This window comes from Streptomyces sp. NPDC000404 (assembly GCF_040300365.1).
In the GTDB taxonomy this organism is placed as follows: domain Bacteria; phylum Actinomycetota; class Actinomycetes; order Streptomycetales; family Streptomycetaceae; genus Streptomyces; species Streptomyces ramulosus.
Genome location: NZ_JBEPDN010000018.1, coordinates 80028 through 94472, shown reverse-complemented (window position 1 = coordinate 94472; position 14445 = coordinate 80028). Strand labels below are relative to the sequence as shown.

Sequence of the window (14445 nt, the reverse complement as noted above, 5' to 3'; positions counted from 1 at the left end):
GCCGTCAGCCGTCAGCCGTCAGCCGTCAGCCGTCAGCCGTCAGCCGTCAGCCGTCAGCCGTCAGCCGTCAGCCGTCAGCCGTCAGCCGTCAGCCGTCAGCCGTCCAACGACGTCATCACGTGCTTGATGCGGGTGTAGTCGTCGAAGCCGTACGCGGAGAGGTCCTTGCCGTAGCCGGACTTCTTGAAGCCGCCGTGGGGCATCTCGGCGACGAGCGGGATGTGGGTGTTGATCCACACGCAGCCGAAGTCGAGGCTCTTGGACATCCGCATGGCGCGGGCGTGGTCCTTGGTCCACACCGAGGAGGCGAGGGCGTACTCGACGCCGTTGGCCCACTCCAGGGCCTGCTCCTCGTCGCGGAACGACTGGACGGTGATGACCGGACCGAACACCTCGTGCTGGACGATCTCGTCGTCCTGCTTGAGGCCGGAGACGACGGTCGGGGCGAAGAAGTAGCCCTTCTCGCCGACCTGCTCGCCGCCCGCCTCGATCTTGGCGTGGGCGGGCAGCCGCTCGATGAAGCCCTTGACCTGCTGGAGCTGGTTGGCGTTGTTCAGCGGGCCGTAGAGCACGTCCTCGTCGTCGACCGCGCCGGTCTTCGTCTCCGAGGCGGCCTTGGCGAGCGCGGCGACGAATTCGTCGTGGATGGACTCGTGGACGAGCACCCGGGTCGCGGCGGTGCAGTCCTGACCGGCGTTGAAGTAGCCGGCCATGGCGATGTCCTCGACGGCCTTGGGGATGTCGGTGTCCTCGAAGACCACGACCGGGGCCTTGCCGCCCAGCTCCAGGTGGACGCGCTTGAGGTCCTTGGACGCGGACTCGGCGACCTGCATGCCGGCGCGCACGGAGCCGGTGATGGAGGCCATCGCGGGTACGGGGTGCTCGACCATCAGACGGCCGGTCTCCCGGTCGCCGCAGACGACGTTGAACACACCGCGGGAGTGGCCCAGTTCGTCCAGTACGCCGCCGATGATCTCGCCGATCAGGACGGTCGTCGCGGGGGTGGTGTCGGAGGGCTTGATGACGACGGTGTTGCCCGCGGCGAGCGCCGGGGCGAACTTCCACACGGCCATCATCATCGGGTAGTTCCACGGCGCGACCTGGGCGCAGACGCCGATCGGCTCGCGGCGGACGATGGACGTGAAGCCGTCCATGTACTCGCCGGCCGAGCGGCCCTCCAGCATCCGGGCGGCCCCCGCGAAGAAGCGGATCTGATCCAGCATCACCGGAATTTCCTCGGAGCGGACCAGGGCGACCGGCTTGCCGCAGTTCTCGGACTCGGCGGCGATCAGCTCCTCGGCGCGCTCCTCGAAGCGGTCCGCGATCTTGAGGAGGACCTTCTGGCGTTCGCCGGGGATCAGGTCGCGCCAGGCGGGGAAGGCGGCCTCGGCCGCGGCCATCGCCGCGTCCACGTCGGCGGCCCCGGAGAGCGGCGCGGTGGCGTACGGCTCACCCGTGGCCGGGTTGACCACCTCCGTGGTCCGCCCGTCGGCGGCGTCCCGGAACTCCCCGTCGATGTAGTTGCGCAGACGACGCAGTGCGGTGGTCACTGTGCGCCCCCTTCAATCAGATGTCCGGTGGTTGAGACACCCACCCTAGCCATGAAGCCGACGCATTCAACACACCCGCCACTCCCTAACAACGGAATCAGTGAAAATTAGATCCCAACGCAACTGATTTCATCGCTTACGGGTTGCGAGACCGACGAGGCTCGTGCACAGTGAGGGACGTGGCCCCCCGCAACAGTCACGAGCGACGTGACAGAACCGGCACCCCGTCGTCGATCGACTCCGTCTCCCTGGCGATCATCGAGCAGCTCCAGGAGGACGGGCGCCGTCCGTACGCCGCGATCGGCAAGGCCGTCGGCCTGTCCGAGGCAGCCGTACGCCAGCGCGTACAGAAACTGCTCGACCAAGGCGTGATGCAGATCGTCGCCGTCACCGACCCCCTCACGGTCGGCTTCCGGCGGCAGGCAATGGTCGGCATCAACGTCGAGGGTGACCTCGATCCCGTGGCCGATGCCCTCACCGCCATGGAGGAGGTCGAGTACGTCGTCATGACCGCGGGCTCCTTCGATCTGCTGATCGAGATCGTCTGCGAGGACGACGACCACCTGCTGGAAATGATCAACAAGCGAATCCGCACGCTGCCCGGCGTCCGGACGACCGAGAGCTTCGTGTATCTGAAGCTCCGGAAGCAGACCTACACCTGGGGAACGAGATAGCAATGAGCGCCGACCTCTCCAAGACGGCGTACGACCACCTGTGGATGCACTTCACCCGCATGTCGTCGTACGAGAACGCCCCCGTGCCGACGATCGTGCGCGGCGAGGGCACCAACATCTACGACGACAAGGGCAAGCGCTACATCGACGGCCTGGCCGGCCTCTTCGTGGTCAACGCCGGTCACGGACGGGTCGAGCTGGCCGAGACCGCCGCCAAGCAGGCGCAGGAGCTGGCCTTCTTCCCGGTGTGGTCCTACGCGCACCCCAAGGCCGTCGAGCTGGCCGAGCGGCTGGCCGACTACGCCCCGGGCGACCTCAACAAGGTCTTCTTCACCACGGGCGGCGGTGAGGCGGTCGAGACCGCCTGGAAGCTCGCCAAGCAGTACTTCAAGCTCACCGGCAAGCCGATGAAGCACAAGGCGATCTCCCGCGCGGTGGCCTACCACGGCACCCCGCAGGGCGCCCTGTCGATCACCGGCCTCCCAGGCCTGAAGGCGCCCTTCGAGCCGCTGGTCCCCGGCGCGCACAAGGTCCCCAACACCAACATCTACCGCGCCCCGATCCACGGCGACGACCCCGAGGCGTTCGGCCGCTGGGCCGCCGACCAGATCGAGCAGCAGATCCTCTTCGAGGGCCCCGAGACCGTCGCGGCCGTCTTCCTGGAGCCGGTGCAGAACGCCGGCGGCTGCTTCCCGCCGCCCCCCGGCTACTTCCAGCGCGTCCGCGAGATCTGCGACCAGTACGACGTACTGCTCGTCTCCGACGAGGTCATCTGCGCGTTCGGCCGTCTGGGCACGATGTTCGCGTGCGACAAGTTCGGCTACGTCCCGGACATGATCACCTGCGCCAAGGGCATGACCTCGGGCTACTCCCCGATCGGCGCCTGCATCATCTCCGACCGCCTGGCCGAGCCGTTCTACCAGGGCGACAACACCTTCCTGCACGGCTACACCTTCGGCGGCCACCCGGTCTCGTCCGCCGTGGCGCTCTCCAACTTCGACATCTTCGAGCGCGAGGGCCTCAACAAGCACGTCCTGGAGAACGAGGGCAACTTCCTCTCCACCCTCCAGAAGCTCCACGACCTGCCGATCGTCGGCGACGTCCGCGGCAACGGCTTCTTCTACGGCATCGAGCTGGTCAAGGACAAGAACACCAAGGAGTCCTTCAACGAGGAGGAGACCGAGCGCGTTCTGTACGGCTTCCTCTCCAAGGCGCTGTACGACAACGGTCTGTACTGCCGCGCCGACGACCGCGGTGACCCGGTCATCCAGCTCGCGCCGCCGCTCATCGCCGACCAGTCGGTCTTCGACGAGATCGAGCAGATTCTGCGCACCGTGCTCACGGAGGCGTGGACCAAGCTCTGATCCCCCGCGCCGTTCCGGTCAGCTCCGGTCCGGTGCCGAACAGGAGCTTGCACAACCGAAGATTGCACGGCCCGAATTCGCTCAAGAGAAGCCATAGGAGTGAATTCGGGCCGTTGTGCATGCCCAGCGCCGAATCATGGGGGTCCGCAGTCCTTACCGTGCCAGTGACCGATACCCTCCATGGTCGTTCACCCGGTTGGGGGAACGAACGGACGCGAACGCAAGAGGTGCGCAGATGGTGGCCCCGCCTGACAACGACATTCTCTGGGCCCGCGGCCTGCACCACAGTTACGGCACCGGCACCGCACTGGCCGGAGTCTCCCTCGGCGTCCGCGAAGGGGAGATCCTCGCCGTCACCGGCCCGCGCGGCAGCGGCAAGACGACGTTGCTGCGCTGCCTTTCCGGCCAATTCGCCCCGTCCGAGGGCGAGGTGTGGTTCAACAGTTCACCGGTGCACACCCTCGGCGCCCGCCACCGCGAGCGGCTGCGGCTGGACCGCTTCGGCTGGATCGACACCCAGCCCCATCTCGTGGCCGAACTGACCGCCTGGGAGAACGCCGCCCTGCCGCTGCTGCTGCGCGGCGAGGGCGGCCGCGCCGCGCGCAACACCGCGGCCGAGTGGCTCGACCGGCTCGACGTCGGCGACTGCACGCGCCGCCGCCCCGCGCAGCTCGACCAGTCGCAGCGTCAACGCGTCGCCATCGCCCGTGCGCTGGCCACCACGCCGCAGGTCCTCTTCGCGGACGAGCCGACCGCGCCGCTGCACCGTGCGGACGCCACCCAGGTGCTGCGCACTCTCACCACGGCTGCCCGCTCGCACCAGATCACCGTGGTCCTCGCCACCCACGACCCCGAGGCGACGTCTCTTGCCGACCGCACTGTCGCCCTCCTCGACGGCCGCCGGTCCCGCGGTGGCGCCGCCTCCGCCCCCGACGCGGAAAGCAGGGCAGCGTGCTCGCTCTCCGTCTAGCCCGCGGTACGCGCCCCCTGGTGCTGGTCCGGCGCGCCGCGGTCGCCACGGCGGCCGGGGGCACCGGTTTCCTGCTCCTTGCCACGCTCGGCCACGCCACCGCGCACCCCACGGACTCCGGCCAGGCCGCGGTGCGACTGCTGTGGTGCCTGGCGCCGCTCGCCGCGACCGCGCAGCTCGCGGTCGCGGTGGCACGGACGGATCCTGCCGCACGGCTCCAACGGGGCATGGCGGCGGCGGGGTTGGGCCCGTTCCGGCTGACGCTGCTCGCCGCCGCCTCCACCGCGCTCACCGGCGCGCTGGGCGCCGTCGCGGCACTGCTGGTGTTCCTCCGGCTCCGCGGCGGACTCGGTACGGCGCCGTGGCCGAAGGCCGCCACGGAGCTGCTCGGCGCGGGACACCCGCTGCCGCTCGCCGGGACGGCGCTGCTGCTGGCGCTGGTGCCGCTGGTCATGGCGGGGGCGACGGCCTTGGCGGTGCGTCCGCGCGAGGCCGCGCCGGCCCCGTCGCCCGCCCTCGCGGAGACGGAGACCGGCGACGATGCCGACGGGGCGTCCCGCACGGCGCCCGCCGCCCCGTCCGGCCTGCCGTGGGGCATCGCCCTGACGGCGGTGGGGCTGACCGTCGAGACATACGCGGGCCGCGGTACGGCCGCGGGCGCCGGCCTGCTGCCGCTGCCGGGCCGCCTGGTGGGCAGCCCCCCGGGCGTCCTGGCGGGCTGGGCGCTGTCCGCCGTCGGACTGGTGCTGGCCGGCCCGGGCCTGGTGCACTTGTGCGGGCGGTTGCTGTGCGCGGGCCGGCCCGGCGCGCTCCGGCTGCTGGCGGGGCGGGTGCTCCAGGAGGAGGCACGGCGGATCGGCCGCCCCATCGGGGTGCTGTGCGCGGTGGCGTCGGGTGGCTACGCCGCGATGAAGGTGTTCCGTGCCGCCCCGCTGGAGACGTTCGGGCCGCTGACCGCGGTCGGCGCAGCCGTCGTTCTGGGCTGCGTCCTGGCGAGCGCACTGGCCGCCGGGCTGGAGTCCCGCGCCGCACGGGCCGATGCCACCGCGGCCCTGCGCAGGCTCGGCGCCCCGGCCGCGCTCCTCCGCCGCGCCGCCACCCTTCGCGCCGCCACCCTGGTCCTCGTCCTGGCCCCGTTGACGTGGGGCGTGGCCGAGCTGGCAACGGTGCCGTTGGTGCGGTGAGTCCGGACGCCGCGCATGGGGCCGGAGCCCTGGCCCGGGGCACCATGCGCGGACGCGCGGTGCGGGCCCCGGGCTCCTTCGTGGCCGTGCCGCCGGGGCACCATGCGCGGAGGCGTGGGGCGCGGTGTACGGCCTCGGGGGAGGCGTGGGGTGGCGCGTGCGGGCCTGGGAAGGTGCGGCAGCGGGGGCTGAGGCGGCTTGCAGGGGGCGTCAGCACGATGGCGTGCGCTGCATGGGGCGGCCGGTCTGAAGGCCCGTGCCGTGCGTGGGGCGCCGGGCTTCGCCACGCACCGCGAGCCACACGCCGTGGGAGGCGGCATCTCTTCGTGCGGGTCCCGCCCCATGCGCCGTGCCCCATGCGCCGCGCCCCGTGCCCCGTGCGGGCGGACCGCCAAGAGCGGCGGACGGATCGGCGCGGGCACGGCGGGCGGGCAGCGGCTCCGGTGCCCTGCATGCCCCACGCGCCCCGTGACCGTGTCGGACGAGAGTCCTGGCCTTGAGACATCCGGCCGGCCCGTAGAAGCAACCCGTCCGCCGGAAAGCACGTCTGCATGGCCGGGTAACGCAGTGGTGAGATGCACGCCCGCGGTACCGGGGCGAGCCACGGTGCGGCGGACGGGGCGCGAACGGAGCACGTGGTGATCATCGGTCTTGTGACCGCCGTGGCGGCCTCCGCCTGTTACGGCGCGGGGTCCGTACTGCAGGCGGTGGGGTCGCGCAGGTCCGCCCGCCAGGAAGCGGCGATCGCCCCTTCCGCCGGTGTGACACAGCACGGCGGCCCCAGCCTTTCGTCGACCGCGAAGGCGGCGGTGACCTGGGAGTTCCTCGTCGGTACCGGCCTGGACTTCCTCGGTTTCGCCCTGGGCGCGCTGGCCGCCCGGCTGCTGCCGCTGTTCCTCTCGCAGACGGTGATCAGCGCCAACCTGGTGGTCACCGCGCTCCTGAGCATCAAGATGCTGGGCATCCGGCTGACCCGGCCGGAGTGGGCGTCGATCGCCGTGGTCTGCTCGGCGCTGGTGCTGCTGGCCACCGCCGCGGGCCATGAGGGCAGCGGCGCCACTCCGCTCGCCACGCACTGGTGGCTGCTGGCCGCGTCCGTGCTGCTGATCGGCGTCGGCACCCTCGTCGTGCGGTTGCTGGGTGCCCGCGCGGCCATCCCGGCCGGTCTCCTCTCCGGTCTGGGCTTCGGCGCGCTCGGTGTCGGCGTACGCGTGCTGAACGGCGTGGACCCGTTCGACCTGCCGACGCTGCTGAGCGACCCGGCCCTCTACGCGATCCTGGTGGCGGGCATCGGCGGCATGTATCTGCACACCGTGGCGTTGCAGATCGGCTCGGTGAACGGTGCGACGGCGGCGCTGGTGGTGGGCGAGACGGTGGTTCCCGGCATCCTCGGCGTGCTGTGGCTCGGGGACGCCTCCCGCCCGGGCTTCGGCTGGGTCGCCGTCCTCGGCTTCGTCATCGCGGTCGCCGGAGCCGTGGCCGTCGCCTGGTTCGGCTCCCCGGAAACGGACCCCGCCGCGCCCCCTGCAGCCGATGCGGACAGCACCCGAGACGCGGGGGATACGGAGCAGAGCCTGGCCGGGGGCGTGGCGGGACGCTGACGGGGCGGGACGTTGACGGGGCGGGGCGCCCGTCCCCACGGGGCGCGGCCACGGTGGTGCGCATGGGGCGCGGGCACCGGGCCCCATGCCCGCGAGACACATCGAGCCGCCGGCTGCATGGGGCGGACCGCATGGGGCCACACCCCGGAGCCACCGCCGACGCACTCGGCTCGGCTCGGCTCGGCTCGGCTAAGACTGCCCCATGCGCGTACCACCGCCACCCGGCATACCCCGCACTACTCAGGCCGATCTCCCGCCACGTCGAGGCCCGCGGCTTCGCGGTGCGAGGCGCCGACGCCAGGTGTTCCGCTCTCCCCCGTCGCGCCCAGCACCACCACGTCCTCCGGGACGAACCGCGCTCCCACCCGCTGCCCGGGCTCCGGTGCGTCCCCTAGCGCGCAGGCAGCCTCCAGTTGCGGGCCGTCGGCCGGCTGGAGGAGGAGAGCCACATGGGTGCCGCGGAAGGTGCGGGAGGCGACGGTGCACGGCAGGCCGTCCTCGGGCGCCGTAAGCCGGACCCCGGCCGGGCGCACCAGCAGGCGGCACGCCCCGTCCTCCGCCCCGTGCGGCACCGGCACCTTGCCCCAGGGCGTCTCGGCGGCCCCGCCCCGTACCGTCGCCTCGACCACGTTGTCGAAGCCGAGGAATCGGGCGACGAACTCGGTGGCGGGGCGCTGCCAGACCTCCAGCGGCGTGCCGGTCTGTGCGATGCCGCCGTTCTGCATGACGATGACACGGTCGGCCAGCGCGAACGCCTCCCCCTGGTCGTGGGTGACGGCCAGCACGGTCGTCCCCAGCGTGCGGAAGAGGCCACGCAGCTCGACGACGAGGCGTTCGCGCAGCCCGCGGTCGAGCTGTCCGAGCGGTTCGTCGAGCATCAGCAGCCGGGGGCGCGGGGCGAGCGCGCGGGCAAGCGCGACCCGCTGCTGTTCGCCGCCGGAGAGTGAGCCGACAGCGCGCCGTGCGGCTCCCGGCAGGCCCACGAGGTCAAGGAGTTCGGCGACGGTGCGGTCCTGCTCGGCGCGGCGCGCGCCACGCATCCGCAGGCCGAAGGCGACGTTCCCCGCGACGTCACGCTGCGGGAACAACTGATGGTCCTGGAACATCAGGCCGACCCCGCGCCGGTACGTGGGCACCCGCGCCTGATCGCGTCCCTCCAGGAGGACCTGCCCGGAGTCGGCCGGCTGCAGCCCGGCCACCACCCGCAGGAGCGTCGACTTGCCGCTGCCGCTCGGCCCGAGGACACAGACGATCTCGTGGGCGGCGATGCCCAGGTCGACGGCGTCGAGCGCCGCGGGCGCCCCGTGCCCGCCGAAGCGGACGGTCACCCCGTCCAGGCGCAGCAGCTCCTGGCGTCCGGTGGCCCGGGTCGTGGTGGTGGCGGTCATCTAGAACTCCCCGGAGTGGTCGGTGCGGAGGCGTTCCAGGGCGAGCAGGGCCCCGGCGCACACCACCATCAAGAGCGTGGACAGGGCCATCGCCTGGCCGTAGTTGAGCTCCCCGGCGCGGCCCAGCAGCCGGGCCACGGCCACCGGCAGGGTGGGGTGGTCGGGGCGGGCGATGAAGACCGTCGCGCCGAACTCGCCGAGGGAGACGGCGAAGGCGAAGCCCGCGGCGATCAGCACGGCGCGGCGCACCATGGGGAGGTCGACCTCCCGCCACACGCGCCACGGGGAGGCCCCGAGGACCGCGGCGGCCTCCCGGAGCCGTCCGTCGACGGCGCGTAGCACCGGCAGCATGGTGCGCACCACGAACGGCACTCCGACGAGGGCCTGTGCGAGCGGCACCAACCACCAGGAGGAGCGCAGATCCAACGGCGGCTTGTCGAGAGTGATCAGGAAGCCGAAGCCGACGGTCACCGCGGACACCCCTAGCGGCAGCATCAGCAGCGCGTCGAGGCCGCGCACCATGCGGCCGCCCCGTCGGGTGAGCGCGGCGGCGGCGAGCCCGCCGATCACCAGGGCGATGGCGGTGGCCGCGGCACCGTAGGCCAGGGAGTTCCACAGCGCGTCGAGCGGCGCGACGACGAAGGTGCTGTCGGCTGACGCGGCGGAGCCCAGCGTGGTGTAGAAGACCGTCCCGTAGCCGTCGGGACCGGCGAAGGACCGTACGACGAGGACGACGAGCGGGGCCACGAGGAGCACCGCGATGACGGCGACGGTGCCCCACAGCAGCGCCCACTGTCCACCGCCCCGTGGACGGTGCGCGGTGCGGGCGGCGTCGACGAGGCGGAGGGTGGTCTCGCGGCGCCGCACCGTCCAGGCGTGCAGGGCCAGCAGCCCCAGCACCGCGACGAACTGGATCATGGTCAGCACGGCGGCGGTGGGCAGATCGAGGAAGTCGGCGGTCTGCCGGTAGATCTCCACCTCCAGGGTGGAGAAGGTGGGGCCGCCGAGGATCTGCACCACGCCGAACGACGTGAAGGTGAACAGGAAGACCATCAGCGCGGCGGCGGCGACGGCGGGGCCGAGCGCGGGCAGCGTCACCCGGCGCCATGCGGCGAACCGCCCCGCGCCGAGCACCCGTGCGGCCTCCTCCTGCCGCGGGTCGAGCTGGCTCCACAGGCCGCCCACGGTGCGGACGACCACCGCGTAGTTGAAGAAGACGTGCGCCAGGAGGATCGCCCACACCGTGGTGTCCAGCCGCACCCCCCACAGGTCGTCGAGGAGCCCGCCACGGCCGACCAGTGCGAGGAAGGCGGAGCCCACGACGACGGTGGGCAGGACGAACGGGACGGCGACGACGGCGCGCAGCAGCTGCTTGCCGGGAAAGTCGAAGCGGGCGAAGACGTACGCGCCTGGGAGGGCGACAAGCAGCGTCAGGCCGGTCGAGGCGGCGGCCTGCCAGAGCGTGAACCACAGGACGTGCAGGATGTCCGGGTCGCCGAGGACGGCGGTGAGCCGGCCGAACTGCCAGTGGCCGGCGTCGGTGAGCCCGCGGCCGACGATCGCCGCGACGGGGTAGGCGAAGAACAGCGTGAAGAAGACGAGCGGCAGTGCCAGCAGCCCCATGCGCACCGCCGTGGCGCGCATGGGGCGGCGGCCCCGTGCGGTTACTTCAGGACGAGCGAGGACCACTGCTTGATCCACTGTTCGCGGTGTGCGGTGATCGTCTCGGGCGCGACCGTCGCCGGCTTGTCGATCGTCGCGCCGTACTTGGTGAACAGCGCCGGCACGGCGGCGTCCTTGCGTACCGGGTTGACGAACATCTGGAGCGGCATGTCCTCCTGGAACTTCCGGCTCAGCAGGAAGTCCAGCAGCGCCTTGCCGCCCTTCTCGTTCTTCGCGCCCTTGAGCAGGCCGCCGAACTCGATCTGGCGGAAGCAGGTGCCGGTGGCCACGCCGGTCGGCCCCTCCTTCGGCTCCGGCTTCTTGCCGAGCACCTCGACGGGCGGGCTGGAGGCGTACGAGACGACCAGCGGCTTGTCGCCCTTGCCCTTGCCCGCGGCGGAGCCGGAGAACCGATCGTTGTACGCCTGCTCCCAGCCGTCGACGACCTCCACGCCGTTGGCCTTGAGCTTCTTCCAGTAGCCCTGCCAGCCGTCCTGACCGTACGTGGCAATCGTGCCGAGCTGGAAGGCGAGCCCCGGCGAGGACGTCGCGGAGTTCTCGGTGACCAGCAGATTCTTGTACTGCGGCTTGATCAGGTCGTCGAAGGTCTTCGGCGGCGCGAGGTGGTGCGCGGCGAAGTACGCGCGGTCGTAGTTGACGCAGGTGTCGCCGTAGTCGAGCGGGGTGACGTGGTGCCCGGCCTTGTCGAGCTGGAACGCGTCCGGCACCGTGCCGAGGCCCTTGGCCTCGTACGGGGTGAAGATCCCGGCTTTCAGGCCGCGCGAGAGCAGGGTGTTGTCGATGCCGAAGAAGACGTCGCCCTGCGGATTGTCCTTGGACAGGATCGCCTGGTTGACGGCCTTTCCTGCGTCGCCGCCCCCGAGGAGCCGGACCTTGTAGCCGCTCTGCTTCTCGAAGTCGGCGAGCACCGATTTCGAGGCGTTGAACGAGTCGTGGCTGACGAGTGTGACGGTCTTGGCGTCCGCCGCGTCGCCTCCGGAGCTGCTGCAAGCTGCGACTGCGCCCATGGTGACGGCGGCGACCGCGACGGCCGCGGCGGTTCTGCGGGTGGTGGTCGTGCTGGTGTGACCCACTGATGTCCTCCTGGCTGGCCAGGAAGAGACGCGGCCCCGTGCCGCGCCGCATGGGCCGCGTCGCAACGCGCCCCATGCGGCGCCGCACGGGGCGCAACAGCATGAGTGATGACCGAACTTCCTACCCGGAATGACCCGGGCGAGGTTCAAGGGTCTGCGGGTCCCCCGTATGCCTACGGTCTCCCCGCACTCTCAGCGCTGTGGCGCTCCCCTGTCGGAATGTGCATTTGTTCGACCACACGGTACCAGCGCGACGGTCAGCGCTCCGAGGCGGCGAGCTGTCCGCAGGCCCCGTCGATCTCCTGGCCCCGGGTGTCGCGCACCGTCACCGGCACGCCGTGCGCCTCGATGGCGCGGACGAACGCCCGCTCATCCTCGGGCCGCGAGGCGGTCCACTTCGACCCGGGCGTCGGGTTCAGCGGGATGAGGTTCACATGGACGCGCCGCCCCTTGAGCAGCCGTCCGAGCAGGTCACCGCGCCATGCCTGGTCGTTGATGTCACGGATGAGGGCGTACTCGATGGAGATCCGGCGGCCGGACTTCTCCGCGTACTCCCACGCCGCGTCGAGGACCTCGCGGACCTTCCAGCGGGTGTTGACCGGCACCAGAGTGTCGCGCAGCTCGTCGTCGGGCGCATGGAGCGAGACGGCGAGACGGCACTTGAAGCCCTCGTCGGCGAACCGCAGCATCGCCGGGACCAGTCCGACCGTCGACACGGTGATGCCACGCTGGGACAGCCCCAGGCCGTCCGGCTCGGGGTCGGTGAGCCGGCGGATGGCACCGACGACCCGCTTGTAGTTGGCGAGCGGCTCCCCCATGCCCATGAACACGATGTTGGACAGCCGCGCGGGGCCGCCGGGCACCTCGCCGTCACGCAGCGCCCGCATACCGTCGACGATCTGGTGGACGATCTCCGCCGTCGAGAGGTTACGGTCCAGTCCGGCCTGCCCCGTGGCGCAGAACGGGCAGTTCATGCCGCAGCCGGCCTGCGAGGAGATGCACATGGTGACGCGGTCCGGGTACCGCATCAGCACTGACTCGACGAGGGTGCCGTCGTGCAGCTTCCAGAGGGTCTTGCGGGTGGTGTCGTCATCACAGGAGATGTGCCGCACCACGCTCATCAGCTCGGGCAGCAGCTCCGTCGCCAGCTTCTCCCGCGCAGCGGCGGGGATGTCCGTCCACTGCTCCGGGTCGTGCGCGTACCGCGCGAAGTAGTGCTGCGACAGCTGCTTGGCACGAAACGGCTTCTCTCCGATCGCGGCCACCGCTTCACGGCGCTCCACGGGGCTGAGATCGGCGAGGTGCCGCGGGGGCTTCTTGGCCCCACGCGGCGCGACAAAGGTGAGTTCTCCGGGCTTCGGCATGGTGCATCCAGTGTCGCAGACCGCCGAGGTGGGCCGGTCCGTCCCAAGGGTGGGGGCGGTCACCCCGCTGCGCCCGGGCACGGGGCCCCACTGCGTCAGGAGCTCCAGACCTCGCGGAGGTGGGTGACGGCCCCCACACGGCCCAGGGTGATCTCGTAGATGCCCCTAGCAGGAGTACGGGGCCATGACCGGCGCATGGCGCAGGCAGGCGGCGAGGTACACGGCCGGCTCACCCGCCGTGACGGTGCGGTGCCCGGTCGCGCCCGTGCTGAGCTCCCCGGTGGCCCCGACGGCGGGAACGGGGCGACGGACGGGCAGACGAGGCAACGGGGCGGCACGCCTCCGGCCCCATGCGGTGCGCGCCGTCGCCCCGCCGCCGTCCGCCCCGCGCGCTCAGAGACCGTTGCGGCGGTAGGGGACATACGGGTGTCCGCCCGCCCTCTCCGAGGCGGCGTCGCCGGAGTAGTAGGGGTAGGGGATGACATGCGAGACCGTGCCCTGGGAGCCGTTGTCCTCCAGCGCGACGTACTTGGTGTGTGAGGCGTCGGCCCAGCCACCGAAGAGGACGGTGTGGTCGCCGGCGACCAGGGCGTCTCCCGGCTGGAGGTCGTCCTTGGTGATCTGGTGCGCGGTGTCACCGCCCATCAGGCCGTAGGTGTTGAGTCCCGGCGGCTTGAGGCCCCATGCGGCGGAGACGAAGCCGGAGCAGTCGTCGCGGTAACCGTTGGTGGTGGCCGACTGGCTGTAACCGATCCGGTGGTTCACCCGCTCCAGGGCGCGGTCGATGATGTCCTTGCGCTCCTGCGGGAGCCCGGAGGTATCCGGGGCGGTTTCGACGCCCGCGCCGGTGGTGGTGTGGTGCTTTCCGGGCGACCAGGCGTCCCAGTCCCCCACCGTCTTCCACTTGCCGTCTCCGTGGCCGGGCGTGGGCGCCGGTCCGCCTCCGCTGTTGCTGCTCCCGTTGCCGCCTCCGGTGTTTCCCGTGCCGCTTCCGGTGCCGCTGTGCTGACCGGCCGACGGGGAGTCGTTCTGTTTCCCGGCTTCCTTGGCCTTCTTGAGCTTCTCCTCGATCTTCTTCTCGTTGGCCTCGTACTCGTCCTTGACCCGCTTGATCTTCTCGGCGTCGGCGGCCAGTTCGTCGAGCAGCAGCCCCTTGCGTTCCTCCAGACGCTCGGTGAGCTGCAGGATCTCCTTGACGTCCTTGAGCACCTGGTAGGCGACGCCGAAGCCGGGAAGGTGCGCGAGGGGCGCCGCGGCGAGGTCGATCGACGCCGCTTTGACCAACGTGCTCTTGACGTCGCTCAGTTGCTGGTTCAGCTCCTTCATGTGCTTGCTGGCCGAGTGCCAGTCACGCTGGATCTTGTCGAGTTCGGCGAGCTCGACACCGAATGTGTCGTTGGACATCCGTCAACCCCCGTGTTGTCGTGATACATGGTGAGCACCGCCGCGTACGGCGCATGGTGCGCCCGCCCCGTGCGGACCCCGGTTGCCGAGTCGCGCCGCGCGAAGACCCGGGCGATACGCCACGGCCGCCGGGCGGCGAGAACGGCGCAACGAACCGGAAAGAGAGCACCGACTTCTCCGGCGCCTGACG

The 14445-nt window shown here is 71.4% G+C and carries 11 protein-coding genes; 5 read left to right on the top strand and 6 right to left on the bottom strand.

All coding sequences use genetic code 11. The features are described 5' to 3' along the window. Nucleotides 1–95: 95 nt before the first annotated feature. Complete coding sequence (locus ABT345_RS29915; RefSeq protein ID WP_345080137.1) at nucleotides 96–1550, bottom strand: gamma-aminobutyraldehyde dehydrogenase; 1455 nt, start codon at nucleotides 1548–1550, stop codon at nucleotides 96–98. A gap of 179 nt (nucleotides 1551–1729) precedes the next feature. On the opposite strand from ABT345_RS29915, the gene ABT345_RS29910 reads away from it, so the two are divergent. From ABT345_RS29910 to ABT345_RS29890, 5 genes are all read left to right on the top strand, one after another. Further along, entirely contained in the window at nucleotides 1730–2224 is a 495-nt protein-coding gene (locus tag ABT345_RS29910; protein ID WP_345080140.1) for an Lrp/AsnC family transcriptional regulator, read from the top strand. A gap of 2 nt (nucleotides 2225–2226) precedes the next feature. Then, complete coding sequence (locus ABT345_RS29905; protein ID WP_345080143.1) at nucleotides 2227–3588, top strand: aspartate aminotransferase family protein; 1362 nt, start codon at nucleotides 2227–2229, stop codon at nucleotides 3586–3588. Between the two features lie 235 nt (nucleotides 3589–3823). Continuing rightward, the gene (locus tag ABT345_RS29900; protein WP_345080146.1) at nucleotides 3824–4558 is read left to right on the top strand and encodes an ABC transporter ATP-binding protein; all 735 of its coding nucleotides are present in this window, start codon (nucleotides 3824–3826) and stop codon (nucleotides 4556–4558) included. After that, nucleotides 4540–5742 (top strand): hypothetical protein, encoded by a 1203-nt coding sequence (locus tag ABT345_RS29895; RefSeq protein WP_345080149.1) that lies wholly within the window; start codon nucleotides 4540–4542, stop codon nucleotides 5740–5742. The genes ABT345_RS29900 and ABT345_RS29895 overlap by 19 nt, the downstream gene beginning before the upstream one ends. A 638-nt stretch (nucleotides 5743–6380) precedes the next feature. Next, complete coding sequence (locus tag ABT345_RS29890; RefSeq protein ID WP_345080153.1) at nucleotides 6381–7343, top strand: DMT family protein; 963 nt, start codon at nucleotides 6381–6383, stop codon at nucleotides 7341–7343. 236 nt (nucleotides 7344–7579) lie between these two features. Here the strand turns inward: ABT345_RS29890 and ABT345_RS29885 are convergent, their stop codons facing one another. The 5 genes from ABT345_RS29885 to ABT345_RS29865 form a co-directional block, all read right to left on the bottom strand. Then, nucleotides 7580–8731 carry an ABC transporter ATP-binding protein gene (locus ABT345_RS29885; RefSeq protein WP_345080156.1) on the bottom strand — a complete coding sequence of 384 codons (1152 nt, stop codon included), beginning with the start codon at nucleotides 8729–8731 and terminating at the stop codon, nucleotides 7580–7582. Next, nucleotides 8732–10375 (bottom strand): ABC transporter permease, encoded by a 1644-nt coding sequence (locus tag ABT345_RS29880; protein ID WP_345080159.1) that lies wholly within the window; start codon nucleotides 10373–10375, stop codon nucleotides 8732–8734. Nucleotides 10376–10395: 20 nt separating this feature from the next. Next, entirely contained in the window at nucleotides 10396–11421 is a 1026-nt protein-coding gene (locus tag ABT345_RS29875) for a thiamine ABC transporter substrate-binding protein (protein ID WP_345080366.1), read from the bottom strand. 323 nt (nucleotides 11422–11744) lie between these two features. Further along, on the bottom strand, nucleotides 11745–12851 hold the full coding sequence (gene rlmN / locus ABT345_RS29870) for a dual-specificity RNA methyltransferase RlmN (RefSeq protein WP_030289228.1): 1107 nt from the start codon (nucleotides 12849–12851) through the stop codon (nucleotides 11745–11747). 393 nt (nucleotides 12852–13244) lie between these two features. Further along, entirely contained in the window at nucleotides 13245–14255 is a 1011-nt protein-coding gene (locus tag ABT345_RS29865; RefSeq protein WP_345080166.1) for a hypothetical protein, read from the bottom strand. Between the last annotated feature and the right edge of the window lie 190 nt (nucleotides 14256–14445).